The following is a 19,631-nucleotide window of genomic DNA, read 5'->3' as shown; positions in this document are numbered from 1 at the left end:
CGCCATGCACCTTCTCGCCGCCACCCCGGGCACCATCGACGATGGGACCGAGCCCGTAGATCCCGGTCAGACGCCCGCCGACCTGCTGATCCTGTCGGCCGCCGATACCGACCTTGCCGCCCTGTCGATGGCCCGCGCCGAGATGGACGTGGCGCCCGGCCTGCGCCTGACCAACCTGACCTACCTGCGCCACCCCATGTCGGTGGACCTGCACCTGGAAAACTGCGCCCGCCAATGCCGCATGGTGATCGTGCGGCTGCTGGGCGGGGTGGGATACTGGAAATACGGTGTCGCGCAGTTCTCGGACCGGCTGTCGCGGGCGGGCGTGCCCCTGGTGCTGCTGCCCGGCGACGACAAGCCCGATGCCGAGCTGCGGGCGCTGTCGACCGTGTCGGGGGCCGATTACGACGCGCTCTGGTCGTGCTTCGTCGAGGGCGGGGTCGAGAACGCCAAGACGCTGCTGACCCACGCCGCCGCCATGCTCGACGGGGGCGAGCGTCCGCCGTCCGCGCGCCCGCTGCTGCGGGCGGGGCTCTACTGGCCCGGCACGCCCGCGCCGACGCTCGACGACCTGCGCGCCGCGTGGAGACCGGACGCGCCGGTGGTCCCGCTGATCTTCTACCGCGCGCTGGTGCAAGGGGCGGGGCTGCAGCCGATCAACCGCATGGTCAAGGCGCTGCTGCGCGCCGGGCTGAACCCCATGCCGGTCTTCGTCGCGTCCCTGAAGGACCCCGTGTCGATCGCCACGCTCGAGCACCTGTTCCGCGCCGCGCCGCCGTCGGTGATCCTCAACACCACCAGCTTCGCCGTGGGCAGCCCCCACGCCGGCGAAGGGGCCGATAACCCGCTGGCCGCGCCCTGGGCGAACGAAGCCCCCGTGTTCCAATGCGTTCTCGCCTCCTCGACCGAGGATCAATGGTCCGAGGGGCTGAGCGGCCTATCGGCCCGCGATATCGCCATGAACGTGGCCCTGCCCGAGGTCGACGGGCGCGTCCTGTCCCGCGCGATCAGCTTCAAGGACACCGCCTTCTTCGACGAGGCGACCCAGTGCAACATCACGACCTACCGCCCGCACGGGGACCGGATCGGCTTCGTTGCCGAACTTGCCGCGAACTGGGCGGCACTGCGCACGACCCCGGCGGCCGGGCGCAAGGTGGCGATGGTGCTGGCGAACTACCCCAACAAGGACGGGCGGCTGGCCAACGGCGTGGGGCTCGACACGCCGGCCGCAACGGTGGGCGCGCTGCGGGCTTTGGCGGATGCGGGCTATGACGTGAGCGATATTCCCGCCGACAGCGACGCGCTGATGGCGCAGGTCATGGCGGGGCCGACCAACTGGCTGACCGACCGGGCGGACCGGCAAGGGGGCGAGGTCCTGCCCCTCGACATCTATCGCCGGCACTACGACGCGCTGCCCCTGTCGGTGCGGCAGGCCGTCGAGGACCGCTGGGGCGCGCCCGAGGACGACCCGTTCGCGGGCGCGGGCGGCATCCGCCTGTCGATCCTCAGGTTCGGTATCGCGGTCGTGGGCGTCCAGCCCGCCCGCGGCTACAATATCGACCCGACCGACACCTATCATTCGCCGGATTTGGTCCCACCGCACAACTACCTGGCCTTCTACATCTGGCTGCGACACGTCCACGGCGCGCAGGCCATCGTTAACATGGGCAAGCACGGCAACCTGGAATGGCTGCCCGGCAAGGCGCTTGCCCTCTCGGCCGAGTGCCTGCCCGAGGCGGTTCTCGGCCCCCTGCCCCATCTCTACCCGTTCATCGTCAACGACCCCGGCGAAGGCACCCAGGCCAAGCGGCGCGCGCAGGCCGTCATCGTCGATCACCTGACACCGCCGCTGACCCGCGCCGAAAGCTACGGGCCCCTGCGCGATCTCGAGGCGCTGGTCGACGAATACTACGAGGCGGCCGGGGTCGACCCGCGCCGGATCACCCACCTGCGGGGCGAGATCCTGTCGCTGGCCCAAAGCACCGGCCTGGACCGCGACGTGGGCTTCGCCGGCGAAGCCGAGGGCGACCTGGCCAAGCTCGACGCCTACCTGTGCGAATTGAAAGAGGCGCAGATCCGCGACGGGCTGCACGTTTTCGGCACCGCGCCCGAGGGGCGGCTGGAACGGGACCTGGCCATCGCGCTGGTGCGGGTGCCACGCGGCGACGGGACGGGGGCCGATGCCTCGCTGATCCGGGCGCTGGCCGGGGATCTCGGGCTGGGCTTCGACCCGCTGGATTGCGACATGGCCGCGCCGTGGGCGGGGGCGCGGCCCGACACGCTGTCGGGCGACGGGGCATGGCGCAGCACCGGCGACACGGTCGAGCGGCTCGAGACGCTGGCCGCGCGGCTGGTCGAGGGGCGGGCGCAGCCCCCCGGTCCCGCCAGCGCCGCGGTCATGGACCACCTGCACGCCAAGGTTCTTCCCGCGATCCGCGGGTGCGGTCCGTCCGAGATGGGGGCGCTGCTGCGCGGGCTCGACGGTCGCGCGATCGCGCCCGGGCCGTCGGGCGCGCCCACGCGCGGACGGCTGGACACGCTGCCCACCGGACGCAACTTCTTCTCGGTCGACAGCCGCGCGGTGCCCACGCCCACGGCCTGGGCGCTGGGGTGGAAATCGGCCAACCTGCTGATCGACAAGCACCTGCAGGATCACGGCGACTGGCCGCGCGCGATGCTGATCACCGCCTGGGGCACCGCCAACATGCGCACGGGCGGCGACGACATCGCCCAAGCCATGGCGCTGATGGGGGTGAAGCCGAAATGGGACAGCGCCAATCGCCGCGTCACCGGCTTCGAGATCCTGCCACCCGGCACGCTCGACCGGCCCCGTGTGGACGTGACGCTGCGCATCTCGGGCTTCTTCCGCGATGCGTTCCCCCAGCTTATCGCACTGTTCGACAGCGCCGCGCGCGCGGTCCAAGCTCTGGATGAACCCGAAGACATGAACCCCGCCGCGGCGCGGGCCCGCGCGGGCGAGGACGGGGCACGCGTCTTCGGCGCGAAGCCCGGGGCCTACGGCGCCGGGCTGCAGGCCATGATCGACGAGCGGCTTTGGAACGACACCGCCGACCTCGCGGACGCCTACCTGACCTGGGGCAGCTATGCCTACGGCGCGGGGGCCGAGGGCCAGCCCGCCCGCCAGGCCTTCGAGACGCGGCTGGGCCAGACGGACGCCATCGTGCAGAACCAGGACAACCGCGAGCACGACCTCTTGGACAGCGACGATTATTACCAGTTCGAGGGCGGCGCGGCGGCGGCTGTCGAAACGCTGCAGGGCACCAGGCGGCCGATCTATCACAACGACCATTCGCGCCCCGAACGCCCGGTGATCCGCACGCTCGAGGACGAGATCGGGCGCGTCGTCCGCGCGCGCGTCGTGAACCCCAAATGGATCGACGGGGTGAAGCGCCATGGCTACAAGGGCGCCTTCGAGATCGCGGCCACGGTCGACTACATGTTCGCCTTCGCCGCGACGACCGGCGCCGTGAAGTCCCACCATTTCGACCTGGTGCACGCGGCCTTCATCGAGGATGACGAGACCCGCGACTTCATCGAAGCGCACAACGCGCCCGCCCTGCGGGAGATCGCGCAGCGCCTGACCGAGGCGGCCGAGCGGGGGCTGTGGCAGCCCAAGTCGAACTCGGCCCGCGCGACGTTGGAGGAGCTGGCATGATCGGCTCCATCGTCATCCTGCTGAGCTTTCAACTGGCCGGCGAGGTGATCGCCCGCGGCTTCGGCCTGCCCATCCCCGGCCCGGTGATCGGACTGGTCCTGCTGGTGGCGGCCCTGTGGCTGCGCCCCGCTCTCGAGGACACGATGCGGCCGCTGACCTCGACCCTGCTGGGGCACCTGTCGCTGCTGTTCGTCCCGGCCGGAACCGGCATCGTCGGCAACCTGGACACCGTGCGGGACAGCGGCCTCGCGCTGCTCGTGGTGCTTGTCGTGTCCACGGCGCTGGCCATCGTGGCGGGAGCATGGGTCTTCGCCGTGCTGGCCCGCCGTTTCGCGCCCGAGGACGGCGCATGAGCGAGATCTGGTCTTATCTCAGCCGGGGCGAGCTTGTCTGGCTGACCGCGACGCTGGTGGCGTATCTCTGCGGCGACTGGGCCTTCCGGGCGTCGGGGCGCAGTCCGCTGGTGAACCCGGTGCTGGTGGCGGTGCTGATCCTCTCGGGCGTGCTGATGGTGACCGGCACGTCCTACCCCACCTATTTCGAAGGCGCGCAATTCGTCCACTTCATGCTGGGCCCGGCGACCGTGGCGCTGGCGCTGCCGCTCTGGGCGCATCGCGGCCGGGTGGCGCGGGTGCTGGTGCCCATGGCGGCGGCGCTGCTGGTGGGTTCGGTCGTCGCCATGGGATCGGCGCTTGCCTTGGGCTGGGGGCTGGGCCTTCCAATGGACGTGCTGGTGTCGCTGGCCCCGAAATCGGCCACCGCGCCCGTGGCCATCGGCATCACCGAAGAGCTGGGCGGCCTGCCCAACCTGACGGCGGTGCTGGTGATCCTGACCGGGATCATTGGCGCGATCATCGTGACACCGTTGCTGAACGGGCTGGGCTTCACCGACTACCGGGCGCGGGGCTTCGCGGTCGGGGTCGCGGCCCATGGCATCGGCACCGCGCGCGCGTTCCAGGTGAACGAGGTCGCGGGAACCTTCTCGGGTATCGGCATGGGCCTGAACGCGGTGCTGACGGCGGTGCTGGCACCCGTCGTCGTGCGGCTGTTCCTCTAGGTCCTTGGGGTTCTGCCCCGGGACACGGGGCCGACGCTACGGCGCGGCGCCCTTTGGCGGGACCGTGCGTTCCGCCAGCGAAGACGGACGCGCCATGGGACCCTGCGCCTCACTTTCGCTAGGCATCTGCCCACCTAAGCCTTCGAAATCAGTACCGCTTCAACACCACCACGCGGCCTTCGAACGGGGCCGGATCGTCCGGGGCATCGTCGCAGTCCAACGTGGCCCTTTGGATCGCCTGATCGGCGTCCAGTGACTTGACCCGGCACCCGCTGGCACGCTCGATCGCCACCTCGGCGTGGTGCAGCACCGTGCCTTCACGCGGCAGAAGGTGACGCGAGGTGCGGATGGCCTCGGCCCGTTCGCCGCGCACCCGGACCGAGAACACCATGTCGCCAACCGCCACCCGCGTCACCGGCGCCCGCGCGAATTCGAGCGACGGACTGTCGCAAGCCGCGACCGACAGGAAGATCACGAACCAGCGCATGGCACACAGCCTGCCGCGCCAAGGTTAACAAACCCTGAACGCGCTTGCGCAGCCGCGCGCGGGGCGTCAGGTTGCCCCCGTCACGAAAGGAGCCCCCGATGAGCGACGATCCCGACCGCCACGCCCAGAAGATGGCCAAGAAGAAGGCCGCGCGCGACAAGATCATGGCCACCAAGACCGACGAGAAGGGGCTGATCATCGTCCATACCGGCAAGGGCAAGGGCAAGAGCTCGGCCGCCTTCGGGATGATCTTCCGCTGCATCGCCCACGAAATGCCCTGCGCGGTGGTGCAATTCATCAAGGGTGGCATGTCCACGGGCGAGCGCGACCTGATCCTGTCGAAATTTCAGGATGTCTGCGCCTTTCACACCATGGGCGAGGGCTTCACCTGGGAAACGCAGGACAAGTCCCGCGATACCGAGATGGCGCAGGCCGCGTGGGCCAAGGCGCGCGAACTGATCGCGGACGACACCAACCGCATGGTCCTGCTGGACGAGATCAACATCGCGCTGCGCTATGAATATCTCGACTTGGCCGAGGTCCTGGCGTTCCTGCGCGATCACAAGCCGCCCATGACCCACGTTGTCCTGACGGGGCGCAACGCGCATCCCGACCTGATCGAGGCCGCGGATCTCGTGACCGAGATGGAGCTGGTGAAGCACCCGTTCCGGTCGGGCATCAAGGCGCAGGTGGGCGTGGAGTTCTAGAAGAGCACCGGGGCAATGGTCTCGGCGATCAGCTCGGGCTCGAACTCGCGCAGCACTTCGACGGTGATGGCGGCATAGATCAGGCCGCTCGCCACCAGGACGAAGCTGTGCCAGATGGTCGTGTGATAGGGCAGCCGTTCCCACAGGAAGAACACGACGCCCAGCGTGTAGAGACAGCCGCCCAGCGCGATCAGCCACATCCCCGCGGGGCTGAGCGCGGTGAACACGTCCCAGCCCAGCCACATGCCGACCCAGCCCATCCCGAGGTAGAGCGCGAGGCCCAGCCAGCGCATGCGGTCGGGCGCCAGCATCTTCAGCGACGTTCCGCCCAGCGCGGCGCCCCAGAGTCCGGCCAGGAAGGGCGCGCCCGCCCCGCCGGTCAGCGCCACGAGCGGCGTGAAACTGCCCGCGATCTTCAGGTAGATCGCGGAATGATCGAGCCGTTTCAGAACCTTGGTCCAGCGATGGCGTCCGGTGATGTTGTAGATGGCCGAGGCGCCCAGCATGGCCACCAGGCTGAGCCCGTAGACCGTGACCGCGGTCACGGTGGGCGCATCGCCCCGCCGCAGGACCGCCAGCACGATCAGCGTCGGCACGGCCGCCAAGGCAAGGCCCAGCCCGAGGTAATGCACCGCCGCGTCGGTGCGACGCTCGACGGCATAGCGCGGGCAATATCTTTGAAGCCTGGTCATGCCACCGAAGATAACCTCAAATCGTAACCGGTAAATGAAAGACTACGGAAAGGTGTGGTGACGGCGCGGCACCCTGCGCCACGCCGCCGGTCGTCCGGGTGGTCAGGACGCCTTTCGATCGGCCGCCAGCGCATCGCGGATCTCGATCAGGATATCCAGCTCGGAGGGGCCTGTCGGGACCTCGGGGGCGACATCGTCGGGCTTGACCGCCGCTTCCTTCACGCGGTTGACCATCTTGACCAGCATGAAGACCACGAAGGCCACGATCAGGAAATTGATGACGGCATTGATGAAGCTGCCATAGGCGAAGACGGCGGCGCCGGCCTCCTGCGCGGCGGTCAGCGAGGCGTATTCTCCCCCACCCAGCACGACGAACATGTTCGAGAAGTCGATACCGCCGGTAAAGATCCCGATGAACGGGTTGATGAGGTCCGCCACCAGCGAACTGACGATCGCGGTGAACGCCGCGCCGATGATGATGCCCACAGCCATGTCCATGACATTGCCCTTGGCGATGAAGTCCTTGAATTCACCGATCATGCCGGTCTCCTAGAGGTTGAACATACTGACATCCATGGCCGAACACTGGCCCAGACGACGAGACAAAGGCATCCGCTTCGTCGCTTCGTCGCCACGGACACCGATAAAATCCCATTTTGACAGCGTGTTGCCAAACATTTTCCGCTTTTGCCGCTACCATAGGGCGTATTCCGCGTCGCAGAAGCTTGCGACGGGACGCTAGAACGGACGGGCCGCCGCACGGCGTGCCCCGACGTGGCCGGATCGGTACACAGATCCATCGACCGGCCTATCGGAGCAGAATGCTTCGAACTGGGGTTTGGGGACGATAGAATCATGAAACTAGTGGGTTTCGCCTCTGTGCTGGTGGCGCTGACCGCGCCGGCGTTCGGACACTGGATGCTCAGCACGCACCGGGGGACGTTCGACACGGTTCCCCTGTATGCGCAGCGGGAAGACGGCAGTTCTTTCGGGCTATCGCTGGAATGCAACGCCGATGACGTGCCGGTGGCGCGCTTCTCGACACCGGAAAAGGTCGCACTCGGCCAGGCCGAACTGATGGACACCACGTCGCTGAACCTGGTGGTGCAGGTCGACGACAACAAGCATTTCATCCTGTCGGGCAAGACCGACAGCGCCGATGGCGGGCAGCTTTCGGTGACCGGTGAAATGCCCATGGACCTGCTCGCGCAGATGGGCACGGCCGAACGCTCGATCACGTCGGGACTGAAGATCCTGGGAGCCGTCTATTACACCACGGCGTTCTCGGTCGACAGCGCGCGGATCGCCAGCCGCGCCCTGGCGCGGGGCTGCGGCGCGAACTTCTAGGGGGCGTGCCGGGGGCGCATCGCCGCCCCTGGCCCCCTGCATCCGCGCAGGCCTTCTGCGCGCCGCCTGACCTGTCGCAAACGGCATGGCATCCTAGGTGTCTGCGCAACGCAGACGCAAAAGGACATGCCATGAGCACGCTTGCCGACTTTCCCATCGCCAGCAAATGGCCCGCCAGCCACCCGGACCGGATCCAGCTTTACTCCTACCCGACGCCCAACGGGCGCAAGGTGGGGATCATGCTGGAGGAAACCGGACTGCCCTACGAACCGCACCTGGTCACGCTGAAGGATGCGGACGTGAAATCGCCCGAGTTCCTGTCGCTGAACCCCAACAACAAGATCCCCGCGCTGATCGATCCCGACGGCCCCGGCGGCGAACCGCTGGGCATATGGGAGTCGGGCGCCATCCTGATGTACCTGGCCGAGAAGTCGGGCCAGTTCCTGGGCACCGGCACCCAGCGGTGGGAGACGATCACCTGGCTGCAATGGCAGATGGGCGGTCTCGGCCCGATGTTCGGGCAACTGGGCTTCTTCGTGAAGCTGGGCGGCAAGGACATCGAGGATCCCCGCCCGCGCGAACGCTACATCAACGAGGCCAAGCGCCTGCTGTCGGTGCTCGAGACCAAGCTCGAGGGCTACGAATGGGTGGCGGGCGAGTATTCCATCGCCGACATGGCCATCGCGCCGTGGCTGGGCGCGCTGGAGTTCTACGGCGCGAAGGACATGGTCGGCTGGGCCGACTACCCGCGCGTGAACGCCTATTTCGACCGCTTCATGGCACGCCCCGCGGTGCAGCGCGGGCTGAACGTGCCCGACGCCGGCTAGTGCGGGCGATCAGTCCTCGGGCAGGCGGACACTGTCGCTGGCCGTGACCGCGGCCGAGCTGTCGCCGAAAATGTCTTCCAGCAGGATCGGCGCCGCGGCGGTGATCAGGCCCAGGCAAACGACGGCAAGAACGAAGGCTTTCACGGTTGGTCTCCTTGATCGGGGGTCGCCGTGGCGGTCTGAAGCCAGGCGATGAGGTCGGCGCGGTCACCGGGCTTGGCGATGACCTGCATGGGCATCTTCGAGCCCGGAATATAATGATCGGGGCCCTGGTCGAACAGGGCGTCGATGGTCTCGGACGTCCAGGTGATGTCCGACCCGTCCAGGCGCTCGGAATAGACGTAGCCCGGCACGGTGCCCGCGCGGCGACCGAAGACGCCGTGCAGGGTTGGGCCGGCCTTGCGCGCCGTGTCGGGCGTCAGGCTGTGACAGATCGAGCATTTGCGCATGAATTGCCGCTCGCCGTTCGACATGGTCTCGGGGTCGCGGAGGAAGCTCGCCCGCTCGGCCGTGGTGGCCGGGACGGCGTCTTCGAGCTCGGCCACGTTCCAAACCAGCAGGTCGGGATCCAGTCCGCCGGAATACAGGCGCGATCCGTCCGGCGAGAAGGCCAGCGCCCAGACCGGGCCGCGCGACACGGCGCGGAAATCGTGGGCGACGCCGCGGGTCGCGGTGTCGATCACCATGATGAACCCCTCGCCGTCGCCAACGGCCAGCAGACCTGCCGCGTCACTGTAGGCCAGCGACAGGATGGGACGCCGCTCGGCCGTGAAGTCGGCCAGAAGCTCGCCCGTCAGGGGCGACACCAGCCGCGTGCCCCCGTCCACTGCGCCGTAGGCCAGCCAGCCCGGCCCCAGCACAAGCCGGTTCACCCCGAACCCGTGCCGCGCGATGACCCGCGTCTCGGCCCCGGTCCCGGGGTCCCAGGCCCGGATCGTCCCGTCGGCGGAGGCGGTGTAAACGGTCGTGCCGTCGGCCGAGAAGGCAACGTCGTTCACGCCCTGGTCGTGCCCGCGAAGCACGATAGCGTCGTCGCCTTGCGAAGGCTGGGTCGCCCCCCCTGCCGCGATCTTCCACAGCGCAACGGTGCCGTCCCAGCTGGCCGAGGCGAGCAGCGGCGCGGTGGGCGACAGGGCCAGGGCCGAGACCTTGCCGCGATGCTGGCCCAGCACTTGGGACGCACCCGTTTCCGGCGCCCACTGGCGCACCGCGAAATCGTCGCCGCCCGAGAACACCGCGGACGCGCCGGGGAACAGCACCGCGTTCACCGCGGCGGCGTGGCTGTCCAGCCAGCGCGGATCGTCACCGGACCAGAGCCCGACCGCGTTGTCGAAGCTTGCCGTGGCGACGCGCCCCCCGGGCGACACCGCCACGTCCATGACCGGGCCGCCATGCCCCGACAGCCGCGCGGGATCGGCCGCCAGCGGCAGCGCGGCGCAGACCAGCGTCAGGGCAAGGGCGCGCACCGGCGGGCTCACTCGGCGGGGGTCGCCGCCCCGGTGCCGGTGCCTTCCCGTTCCTTGGCCTTCTGCTCCTCGGCCCAGATCGAGTGGTGCTGCTCGGCCCAGGCCTCGTCGACCTGGCCCGATCCCATGGCGGCGAACGCACCCTCCATGCCCACCGAGCCGATATAGATATGCGCCAGGATCAGCGTCATCAGCGCGAAGCCCACGATGGCGTGCCACAGCTGGCTCAGCTGCATTTCCTCGTGCGGGGCAAGGTCGGTGTCCAGCGGCCCGAAGCCCAGGACCTGCGGGATGCCGAGGCCGTTCAGCTTGTCGAAGGTGGGGGCGAACAGCTGCAGCTCGAACGGGAACAGCAGCGACAGGCCCGAGATCGAGATCGAGGTGCCGAGCACGATCACCGACCAGAACACGATCTTCTGGCCGAAGTTGAACTTCTTCGCGGGCGGGTGATGCTTCGTCAGGAAACCGCCGCCCATCTTGATCCAGGTCCAGTCGGTGCGGTCGGGCAGGTTTTCCCAGACCCACATGACGAAGATCAGCACGAGCGCGATCATGAAGGCCCAGCTGATGTTGTCGTGCACGAACTTGCTGAAGCCCGCGATGCTGGCATATGCCTCCTTGCCCATCACCGGGATCAGCAGCGTGCGCCCGGCCAGCGAGAACAGGCCGGTGATCGCCAGGATGATGAACGATCCGGCCAGAAGCCAGTGGCCGAACCGCTCGACCCCCTGGAACCGGGTGATGGTCGAGCCGTCCTTGCCGCCGTCGATGCGCATGCGGCCGGCGATGATGTAGAAAAGAAGCAGGAGACCGGCCATGGCGGCCAGGGCGATGCCGCCCCATTTCAGAAGCGGGCCCTGGCGGAACTGCAACCAGGCCATGCCGCCATCCTGCATCAGCACGCCGGCGGCGGGGCCGCGGGCGGTCACGGTCAGCTCTTGCGCGTCGTAACGCATGGCGCGCCAGAGCTCGGAATCCGAGGTGCCGCCCAGCGCGCCCAGCTCACCCACACCCGCCATGTCGGCGCCGGGGGCGGTGCCGACGGCGTCGGGGTTGTTGCGGAAATCCTCGTCGATGATCTCGCCGCGCTGTCGGGCCAGGATGTCTTCCAGCGTTTGCGCACCGCCGGTTTCGGGACGGCTTTGCACCGACAGGGGCGCGTCCTCGTAGACCGTGTCCTCGGGCGGGCGCACGGACGATCCGCCCTGGGTGTCGAACTCCTCCGACGCGTCGCGCAGGGGCGTTTCCATCGTCACCTCGCCCGGCAATTCCGGCGTGTCGGTCGTGGGCAGGATATCCCGCGATCCTTCCTCGGGCGGGCGCACCGACGAGGTTCCGGCGGGTGTGCGGTAGGGCTGGTCGCGGTCGGCCAGCGCGGCATCGCCCAGCGGACGGTCCTGCGCGACGGCGGGCAGAGCGGCAGCGAGGCAGAGAAAGACGAGAGCGGAACGAAGAAGACGCATTTTGCGGGCCCCCTGGGGAAACTGCAGGTCATCCGTCCCGGGACGCGGGACGGGAAAGGAAGCGGCCCCGCACTCGCGCGCAGGGCCGCCCCGGTTTCATGGCCGAAAGGCGGGGCTGCGGATCAGCCGCCCTTCTGCTCGTAGGCGGTGCCCCAGCCCCAGGCGCCCGAGCCGAAGCCGCGCGCGACGACGCGCTCGCGGTAGATCGACGACACCACGTCGCCGTCACCGGCCAGCAGGGCCTTGGTGGCGCACATCTCGGCGCAGATGGGCAGCTTGCCCTCGGCGATCCGGTTGCGGCCGTATTTCTGGAACTCGGCGGTGGAGTTGTTTTCCTCCGGTCCGCCGGCGCAGAAGGTGCACTTGTCCATCTTGCCGCGCGATCCGAAGTTGCCGGCCTGCGGGTATTGCGGCGCGCCGAAGGGGCACGCGTAGAAGCAGTAGCCGCAGCCGATGCACAGGTCCTTCGAGTGCAGGACCACGCCTTCCTCGTTCTGGTAGAAGCAGTCCACCGGGCAGACGGCCATGCACGGCGCGTCCGAGCAGTGCATGCAGGCGACCGAGATCGAGCGTTCACCCGGCTGGCCGTCCTGGATGGTCACCACCTTGCGGCGGTTGATGCCCCACGGCACCTCGTGCTCGTTCTTGCACGCGGTGACGCAGGCGTTGCACTCGATGCAGCGCTCGGCATCGACGAGAAACTTGGCTCTTGCCATCGTCTTTTCCTCCCTTAAGCCGCCCAGATCTTGCAGAGAGTGGCTTTCGTCTCCTGCATCTGGGTCACGCTGTCATAGCCATAGGTCTGGGCGGTGTTGGTGGATTCACCCAACACGTACGGGTCGGCCCCCTCGGGGTATTTCGACCGCTGGTCCTCGCCCTGGTACATGCCGCCAAAGTGGAAGGGCATGAAGGCCACGCCCTCGCCCACCCGCTCGGTGATCATCGCCATGACCAGCACCTTGCCGCCCTCGGGGCCCTCGACCCAGACCTGCCCGCCCTCGCGGATACCAAGGTTGTTGGCATCGCGCGGGTTGATCTCGACGAACATGTCCTGCTGCAGCTCGGCCAGCCAGGGGTTCGACCGGGTCTCGTCGCCGCCGCCCTCGTATTCCACCAGGCGCCCCGAGGTCAGGATGATCGGGTAATCCTGGCTGAAGTCGTTCTCCTGGATCGACTTGTACATGGTCGGCACGCGCCAGAACTTCTTGTCCTCGTAGGTCGGGTAGGCTTCGACCAGGTCGCGGCGGTTGGTGTAAAGCGGCTCGCGGTGGATCGGCACGGGGTCCGGGAAGGTCCACACGACGGCGCGGGCCTTGGCGTTGCCGAAGGGCGCGCAGCCATGGGCGATCGCGACGCGCTGGATGCCGCCCGACAGGTCGGTCTTCCAGTTCACCGCACCCGTCCGCTCTTCGTAGTCCGAGGGGACTTCGCCGGTGAACGTGGTCTCGCCCACGACGCCGTCGGTGCGGTCGCGGAAGCCCGCGACATACTCGATCTGCTTCATCTCCTCGTCGGTCAGGTCGCCGTCCCAGCCCAGGTCACGCAGCATCTGCATGGTGAACTCGGGGTAGCCGTCCTGGATCTCCGACCCGACGCTGGCCACGCCCTCGGCCAGCAGGTTGTCGCCGTCCCGCTCGACGCCGAAGCGCGCGCGGAAGGTCAGGCCGCCTTCGGCCACCGGCATCGACATGTCGTAGAGGTTCGCGGTGCCGGGGTGGTTCATCTCGGGGTTGCCCCAGGCCGGCCACGGCATGCCGTAGAAGTCGCCATCGGCCGGGCCGCCCTTCGCGCGCAGCGTGGTGCGGTCGAAGGTGTGCTGGTTCTGCATGTGCATGCGCATCCGCTCGGGCGACTGCCCGGTATAGCCGATGGTCCACATGCCCTTGTTGAACTCGCGGGTGATGTCCTCGATCAGCGGCTCGTCGCCGTTGACCTCGATGTGGCGGAAGATCCGGTCCGAGAAGCCGAACTTGTCGGCGAACTTCTTCATGATGACGTGGTCGGGCAGCGACTCGAACAGCGGGTCGACCACCTTCTCGCGCCATTGCAGCGACCGGTTCGACGCAGTGACCGAACCGTAGGTCTCGAACTGGGTCGAGGCCGGCAGCAGGTACACGCCGTCGGTGCGGTCATGCAGCACGGCCGAAACGGTCGGGTACGGGTCCACCACGACCAGCAGGTCGAGCTTTTCCATGGCCGTCTTCATCTCGGTCATGCGGGTCTGCGAGTTGGGGGCGTGGCCCCACAGCACCATGGCCCGGGTGTTGGCGGGCTGGTCCAGGTTTGCCGGGTCTTCCAGCACGCCGTCGATCCAGCGCGACACCGGGATGCCGTTCAGGTTGCGCATGGGCTGGTCGTTGAAGGTCGCCTCGCTGAAGCGGGCCTTGAGCCAGTCCAGATCCTCGTCCCAGACGCGGGCCCAGTGGCCCCAGGCGCCGTCCGACAGGCCGTAGTAGCCGGGCAGCGTGTCGGCCAGGACGCCCAGGTCGGTCGCGCCCTGCACGTTGTCGTGGCCGCGGAAGATGTTGGTGCCGCCGCCGGCGACGCCCATGTTCCCCAGCGCGAGCTGCAGGATGCAGTAGGCGCGGGTGTTGTTGTTGCCGTTGGTGTGCTGGGTGCCGCCCATGCACCAGATCACGGTGCCCGGACGGTTGTTGGCCAGCGTGCGCGCGACGCGCTTGACCTGGCTTTCCGGCACGCCGGTGACGTTCTCGACCTCGTCGGGGGTCCAGCGCATCACCTCTTCCTTGATCTGGTCCATCCCCCAGACGCGGGTGCGGATGAATTCCTTGTCCTCCCACCCGTTTTCGAAGATGTGGTAGAGGATCCCCCAGACCAGCGCCACGTCCGCACCCGGGCGGAAGCGCACGTACTCGTCGGCGTGGGCCGCGGTGCGGGTGAAGCGCGGATCGCAGACGATCAGCGGCGCGTTGTTCTGCTCCTTGGCCTTCAGCACGTGCAGCAGCGACACCGGGTGCGCCTCGGCGGGGTTGCCGCCGATGATGAAGATGGCCTTCGAGTTGTGGATGTCGTTGTAGCTGTTCGTCATGGCGCCGTAGCCCCATGTGTTCGCCACGCCCGCCACGGTGGTCGAGTGGCAGATCCGCGCCTGGTGGTCGACGTTGTTGGTGCCCCAGTAGGCGGCGAACTTGCGGAAGAGATACGCCTGTTCGTTGTTATGCTTCGCCGAACCCAGCCAGTAGACCGAGTCGGGGCCGCTTTCCTCGCGGATCGACAGCATCTGGTCGCCGATCTCGTTGATGGCCTCGTCCCAGCTGATGCGCTGCCATTCGCCGCCGACCTTCTTCATCGGGTACTTCAGGCGGCGTTCGCCATGGGCGTGCTCGCGCACGGCCGCGCCCTTGGCGCAGTGGGCGCCCAGGTTGAAGGGGCTGTCCCAGCCGGGCTCCTGGCCCGTCCAGACGCCGTTCTGCGTCTCGGCGATCACGGTGCAGCCGACCGAGCAATGGGTGCAGACCGATTTCACGGTCTCCACGGCGGTGTTGGCCGCGGTCTGCGCCGTCGCTTGCGTGACGGTCCCGCCGGTCGCGGCGATGGCGGCCAGACCGCCGATGGCCAGCCCCGAGCCGCGCAGGAAGCCGCGGCGATCGACGCGGGCCTCGGCCGCGGCGGCAACGATGCCCCCCGGACGCGCGCTGCGCGAGACGCTGTTTGTTTTTTTGCGAAGCATTTCAGTCTCCTCCCCAATTTACGGGCGCGGGTCGCTCAGAAGCGGGCGCTGTCCAGATAGGCGCGGGTATGCGCGGTGTCCTGCATCTTGTCCGAGGACAGATCGACCGGTTGGGCCTCGGCCCGGTCGCCCCCCGCGGCCACGGCGACGGCGGCTGCCGGCGCGGCGGTTCCCGCCAGTTTCAAGAAGCCCCTGCGGCTGGTGCCGGTCTTGTTGTCGTCGCTCATCACTCGTCTCCCTTGCTTCATTGCGGGGCGTCCCCCGCGCTCATACGGAACGCTTCGCGTTCGATCTCCATGAACACCCGGCCGACCTGTCCGACCGAGGCGTAAAGCACGGATTTCTTCGCCGCTTCGAGGTCGGAGAAGAAGTGCACGGCCCAGGGGCCGATGTGCTTGTTGAAGAACTGTTTCTGCTCGGCCACGGTCGCGGGGCGTCCGAAGCGGCCCATGATCTGCCCGGCCATCATTTCCATGAGCGAGGCGATGTTGTCCTCGGGCTCGAACACGTTGGGCGCGCGGGCGATGCCCCGCGCCGCCATGTCGGCGCGCAGGCTGGCCAGCGGCTTTTCGTTCAGGAAACCGGTCAGGTAGTAGCTGGCATAGGGCAGCAGCTCGCCCCGGCCGAGGCCGATGAAAAGCGCGTTGAACTCGGACACCACGGCCTTGGGCTTGGTCACGCGGGCGACCTTCGCAAGGCTCGCGATGGCGCGGCCCAGGTCGGTCTCGGAATCGCCCGACAACCCGGCGGTCTGCGCCAGCAGCATGTCGTTGGGCGGGGCCGCCAGCATGAGGCCGAGATAATTGTAGAGATCGGCGCGCAGCCGGTCCTCGGAAGCAATGTCCTGCATGGTCACCTGGTCGCTCATGCCGCGCCCCCGTCAAAGCGGAACGCCATGCGGCGCGGGCGCGGGGCGTCGGCGGGTGTGTCGTCCGCCGCGTCGGTTTCGGGCGTCTCTTCCGGCGCTGGCGCGGTTGCAACCACGTCCTCGCCAGCCGTCGCGCCCTCATCCAGAGACTGCTCGGGCGCGGTTTCCGGCGTCAGGTCGTCATCCTGTTCGTCCGCCGAAGCCTGCCGCGCCAGTTCGTCCAGATGCTTCTGCAGCCCCTTGCCCACGCGGTAGGCGGTCTGCACGCCGGGGGCGTCGGTGGCCGCGTTGGTGAAATCGCCGTCGTAATCGTTCAGCCCGTCGAGACAGGCCAGAACGGGGTTCGACCGCCACAGCGTGCGCAGCGCCCGGCGGCGCAGGTAATCCGGCACGGCCTTGGCCATGAAGGCCTTCACGTCGTCGCCCGAGCAGATGCTTTCCGGCGAGGGCAACCCAAGCTCGGCAAGGACTTCCTCCTCGGGGCGCTCGGCCAGCGCGGCCTGCTCCTCGGCGACCTTGGCGTCTTCGCGGGCCCGCGTCTCGGCGCGGTCCTGGTCCGCGACCGCAGCGCGACGGCGCGACCAGAAATCGGAGCGCGCGCTCATGACACCACATTGCGGGGCGCGCGGTAGACATCGCCCGTCTGCTTGATGCGCGGGTCGCCGCGGCCATCCTCGACCCGGTCGACACGCGACCGGTCGCGCTTGCGCTTCACGAACGGCTCTTCGACGTGGTGGCGGTCGATGAAATCGGCGATGACGCCGCGCAGCGCGTCGGGCAGCGGCACCCGCTCGACGATATCCTCGCCGTTGTCGGTGTAATCCTGCGCCTCGTAGGGGCTGGCGGTGACCAGCACCAGGTCCAGCGGCGGATCACCCGCGCGGTGGCGCATGATGACGTAGATCGACGGCTCCTTCGCGGTGAGATTATGGATATACGCCTCGGTCTCTCCGGCATGCAGCGACAGGGTCAGCGTGCCCGCGTGGAACTCGGTCGCGCCATCCTCCTCGCGCAGGACCTTCCAGGCGCCATGATCGGAGCCGGGCAGCACGGCGATGGCCTTCCAAGACCACTTGGCCCAGCGAGTCACGCCGGGCAGGCGCCGTATGACGACGCCCAGAGACAGTTCGAGTGATCGCTTGCTTGGCGACACGTAAACTCCTGATCGAAAGACTAAAGCTTTGCACGGGCTGGCTGCACCCGGTTGTATACCATCCATATTCGAACATCCGGGCGATAGAAAGGATACGACTTTGGTCGTAGGCCGATCCTCTGGCTTCCGTGATTGAGACTGCCGCTGTTTGGCCCTAGCCTGTCGCGCCTGAGCACCGAAGGGGGGCCGAGATGACCAAGACCGTGATGCTGTGTGACTGCCTGGGATCGCAGAAACTGGATTCCGACGCGCTGTCGCGGGCCAGCGGACTTCCCTGTTCCAAGGTGCACAGCTTTCTTTGCGGCGACGAGATCGGCGCGGTCGAGGCAGCCATGGGCGCGGGCGACGTGGTGATCGCCTGCGCGCAGGAGCGGCCGACCTTCGAGGCGCTGGCCGAAGCGATGGAGCAGGACACCCCCGCCTGCATCGACCTGCGCGACCGCGCGGGCTGGAGCGACGATCCGGCCGATCCGACCCCGAAGCAGGCCGCCCTGCTGGCCGAGGCGCTGCTGCCCATCCCCGCCCCGCGCGTGATGGACGTGGAAAGCACCGGCACCTGCCTGGTGATCGGCGATGCCGCCACCGCCCTGCCCGCGGCCGAGCGCCTGGCGCGCAGCCTGGCCGTCACCTGCCTTTTGACCGACGCCGCCCCGCCGCCCGAGACGCGCGACTTCGACACCGTTCATGGCCGGATCCGCAACGCGACCGGCGCGCTGGGCGGTTTCGCGGTGACCATCGACGGTCTGGCGCAGGTGATCGCGGGCGGACGCGGCCCAATGACCATGTCCGAACCCCGCGACGGTGCGCGGTCGGAATGCGACATCATCGTGGACCTGTCGGGTGCCACGCCCCTGTTTCCCGCGCACCACAAGCGCGAGGGATATTTCCGCGCCGATCCCGGCCGCCCCGAGGCCGTGGCCGACGTGATCTTCGACGCGGCGCAGATGACCGGCACGTTCGAGCAGCCCCTGCACGTCCGCCTGTCGCCGGAACTCTGCGCCCATTCCCGGGCCGAGCAGACCGGCTGCACCCGCTGCCTCGACGCCTGCCCCACCGGTGCGATCACGCCCGCGGGCGATCATGTCAGCATCGACCCGATGATCTGCGCGGGCTGCGGCGCGTGCTCGTCCCTGTGCCCCTCGGGCGCGGTCAGCTTCGACGCCCCGCCTGTCGATTCGGTGTTCCGCCGCCTGTCCACGCTGGCCGAAACCTTTCGCAAGGCGGGCGGCACCGCCCCGCGCCTGCTGGTCCATGATGACGCGTTCGGGGCCGAGATGATCGGCCTTCTCGCCCGCCACGGCGCGGGCCTGCCCGCCGATGTCATCCCCTTCGCCATGCCGTCGCTGAACGCCTTCGGCCACGCCGAGGCGCTGGGCGCGCTGGCCTGCGGGTTCACCGACGTCTCGCTGCTGCTGGCGCCGAAGACCGAACGCCCGACGGCCGAGCACGAGGCCGCGCTGGCCCGCGCCATCGGCGGCGACGCGGCGCTGCGCCTGCTGGACGTGGCCGACCCCGATGCCCTGCCCGAAGCCCTGGGCGCGGCACCGCAGGTCGAGCGCAAGCCGGTGCTGCCCATGGGATCGCGCCGCCAGATCACCCGGCTGGCCGCCAAGGCGCTGCACGGCTCCGAGACGCTCTCCCTGCCCGAGGGCGCGCCCTACGGCGCGGTGCTGGTCGACACCGATGCCTGCACCCTGTGCCTGTCCTGCGTGTCGCTGTGCCCGTCGGGCGCGCTGGGCGACAACCCCGACCTGCCGCAGCTGCTGTTCCAGGAGGACGCCTGCCTGCAATGCGGCCTTTGCGCCAATATCTGCCCCGAGGATGCCATCACGCTCGAGCCGCGGCTGAACCTGGCCGACTCGGCGCTGCGGCAGGAGGTCCTGAACGAGGAAGAGCCCTTCGCCTGCATCGAGTGCGGCGCGCTTTTCGGCGTGAAATCGACGGTCGAGAAAATCACCGAGAAGCTGGCCGGCAAGCATTCGATGTTCTCCAACCCGCAGGCCGCGCGCATGATCCAGATGTGCGACACCTGCCGGATCAACGCGCAGTACCATTCGCAGAACAATCCCTTCGCCGCCGGCGAGCGGCCGAAGCCCCGGTCGACCGCCGACTACTACACCGACCGCAAGGATCACTGATCCGGCGAGGGCCGCGAATTCGTGAGGGTGAGGCATGGGCTTGCCCGTCGCCCGCGGCG

The 19,631-nt window shown here is 68.4% G+C and carries 19 protein-coding genes; 7 read left to right on the top strand and 12 right to left on the bottom strand.

Translation table 11 applies throughout. From position 1 onward, the window contains the following. Nucleotides 1–4: 4 nt before the first annotated feature. From cobN to BUB76_RS17650, 3 genes are read left to right on the top strand one after another with little or no spacing between them, the layout of a single operon-like run. On the top strand, nt 5–3,676 hold the full coding sequence (gene cobN, locus BUB76_RS09425; RefSeq protein ID WP_073128528.1) for a cobaltochelatase subunit CobN: 3,672 nt from the start codon (nt 5–7) through the stop codon (nt 3,674–3,676). Beyond that, nucleotides 3,673–4,029 carry a CidA/LrgA family protein gene (locus BUB76_RS17655; RefSeq protein WP_073128527.1) on the top strand — a complete coding sequence of 119 codons (357 nt, stop codon included), beginning with the start codon at nt 3,673–3,675 and terminating at the stop codon, nt 4,027–4,029. Before cobN ends, BUB76_RS17655 begins: the two co-directional genes overlap by 4 nt. Continuing rightward, nucleotides 4,026–4,733 carry an LrgB family protein gene (locus BUB76_RS17650; protein WP_073128526.1) on the top strand — a complete coding sequence of 236 codons (708 nt, stop codon included), beginning with the start codon at nt 4,026–4,028 and terminating at the stop codon, nt 4,731–4,733. Before BUB76_RS17655 ends, BUB76_RS17650 begins: the two co-directional genes overlap by 4 nt. Nucleotides 4,734–4,881: 148 nt before the next feature. Here the strand turns inward: BUB76_RS17650 and BUB76_RS09410 are convergent, their stop codons facing one another. Then, nucleotides 4,882–5,220 carry a hypothetical protein gene (locus BUB76_RS09410; protein ID WP_073128525.1) on the bottom strand — a complete coding sequence of 113 codons (339 nt, stop codon included), beginning with the start codon at nt 5,218–5,220 and terminating at the stop codon, nt 4,882–4,884. A gap of 98 nt (nt 5,221–5,318) precedes the next feature. On the opposite strand from BUB76_RS09410, the gene cobO reads away from it, so the two are divergent. Next, entirely contained in the window at nt 5,319–5,927 is a 609-nt protein-coding gene (gene cobO / locus BUB76_RS09405; RefSeq protein ID WP_073128524.1) for a cob(I)yrinic acid a,c-diamide adenosyltransferase, read from the top strand. Here the strand turns inward: cobO and trhA are convergent. Then, nucleotides 5,924–6,619 (bottom strand): PAQR family membrane homeostasis protein TrhA, encoded by a 696-nt coding sequence (gene trhA / locus BUB76_RS09400; RefSeq protein WP_073128523.1) that lies wholly within the window; start codon nt 6,617–6,619, stop codon nt 5,924–5,926. The genes cobO and trhA overlap by 4 nt on opposite strands. A 102-nt stretch (nt 6,620–6,721) precedes the next feature. After that, nucleotides 6,722–7,159 (bottom strand): large conductance mechanosensitive channel protein MscL, encoded by a 438-nt coding sequence (mscL, locus tag BUB76_RS09395; RefSeq protein WP_073128522.1) that lies wholly within the window; start codon nt 7,157–7,159, stop codon nt 6,722–6,724. A 315-nt stretch (nt 7,160–7,474) separates the two neighbouring features. Between mscL and BUB76_RS09390 the strand changes: the two genes are divergently transcribed. Continuing rightward, nucleotides 7,475–7,966 carry a hypothetical protein gene (locus tag BUB76_RS09390; protein WP_139250834.1) on the top strand — a complete coding sequence of 164 codons (492 nt, stop codon included), beginning with the start codon at nt 7,475–7,477 and terminating at the stop codon, nt 7,964–7,966. A gap of 131 nt (nt 7,967–8,097) precedes the next feature. Then, entirely contained in the window at nt 8,098–8,793 is a 696-nt protein-coding gene (locus BUB76_RS09385) for a glutathione S-transferase family protein (protein WP_073128520.1), read from the top strand. Between the two features lie 9 nt (nt 8,794–8,802). On the opposite strand, the gene BUB76_RS18265 is transcribed toward BUB76_RS09385, so the two are convergent. The 9 genes from BUB76_RS18265 to BUB76_RS09345 form a co-directional block, all read right to left on the bottom strand. Further along, nucleotides 8,803–8,937 carry a hypothetical protein gene (locus BUB76_RS18265; RefSeq protein WP_269085821.1) on the bottom strand — a complete coding sequence of 45 codons (135 nt, stop codon included), beginning with the start codon at nt 8,935–8,937 and terminating at the stop codon, nt 8,803–8,805. After that, entirely contained in the window at nt 8,934–10,259 is a 1,326-nt protein-coding gene (locus BUB76_RS09380) for a c-type cytochrome (RefSeq protein ID WP_073128631.1), read from the bottom strand. The genes BUB76_RS18265 and BUB76_RS09380 overlap by 4 nt, the downstream gene beginning before the upstream one ends. Nucleotides 10,260–10,267: 8 nt before the next feature. Further along, nucleotides 10,268–11,722 (bottom strand): formate dehydrogenase subunit gamma, encoded by a 1,455-nt coding sequence (locus BUB76_RS09375; protein WP_236737891.1) that lies wholly within the window; start codon nt 11,720–11,722, stop codon nt 10,268–10,270. Nucleotides 11,723–11,844: 122 nt separating this feature from the next. Further along, entirely contained in the window at nt 11,845–12,438 is a 594-nt protein-coding gene (gene fdh3B / locus BUB76_RS09370; RefSeq protein ID WP_073128519.1) for a formate dehydrogenase FDH3 subunit beta, read from the bottom strand. A 14-nt stretch (nt 12,439–12,452) separates the two neighbouring features. Continuing rightward, the gene (locus BUB76_RS09365; RefSeq protein ID WP_073128518.1) at nt 12,453–15,413 is read right to left on the bottom strand and encodes a formate dehydrogenase subunit alpha; all 2,961 of its coding nucleotides are present in this window, start codon (nt 15,411–15,413) and stop codon (nt 12,453–12,455) included. A 35-nt stretch (nt 15,414–15,448) separates the two neighbouring features. Beyond that, on the bottom strand, nt 15,449–15,640 hold the full coding sequence (locus tag BUB76_RS09360; RefSeq protein WP_073128517.1) for a twin-arginine translocation signal domain-containing protein: 192 nt from the start codon (nt 15,638–15,640) through the stop codon (nt 15,449–15,451). A 17-nt stretch (nt 15,641–15,657) separates the two neighbouring features. Beyond that, on the bottom strand, nt 15,658–16,281 hold the full coding sequence (locus tag BUB76_RS09355; RefSeq protein ID WP_073128516.1) for a TorD/DmsD family molecular chaperone: 624 nt from the start codon (nt 16,279–16,281) through the stop codon (nt 15,658–15,660). After that, on the bottom strand, nt 16,278–16,886 hold the full coding sequence (locus tag BUB76_RS09350; RefSeq protein ID WP_073128515.1) for a DUF3306 domain-containing protein: 609 nt from the start codon (nt 16,884–16,886) through the stop codon (nt 16,278–16,280). Before BUB76_RS09350 ends, BUB76_RS09355 begins: the two co-directional genes overlap by 4 nt. Beyond that, nucleotides 16,883–17,434, bottom strand: a complete 552-nt coding sequence (locus BUB76_RS09345) for a DUF3305 domain-containing protein (protein WP_073128514.1) — start codon at nt 17,432–17,434, stop codon at nt 16,883–16,885. The genes BUB76_RS09350 and BUB76_RS09345 overlap by 4 nt, the downstream gene beginning before the upstream one ends. Nucleotides 17,435–17,625: 191 nt before the next feature. Between BUB76_RS09345 and BUB76_RS09340 the strand changes: the two genes are divergently transcribed. After that, nucleotides 17,626–19,572, top strand: a complete 1,947-nt coding sequence (locus tag BUB76_RS09340) for a 4Fe-4S binding protein (RefSeq protein WP_073128513.1) — start codon at nt 17,626–17,628, stop codon at nt 19,570–19,572. Nucleotides 19,573–19,631 lie beyond the last annotated feature (59 nt).

Origin of the sequence: Palleronia salina (assembly GCF_900141995.1) — a bacterium.
Lineage (GTDB): Bacteria > Pseudomonadota > Alphaproteobacteria > Rhodobacterales > Rhodobacteraceae > Palleronia > Palleronia salina.
Note: the sequence above shows the minus strand (reverse complement) of the source record. Positions and strands in the feature narration are given on the sequence as shown.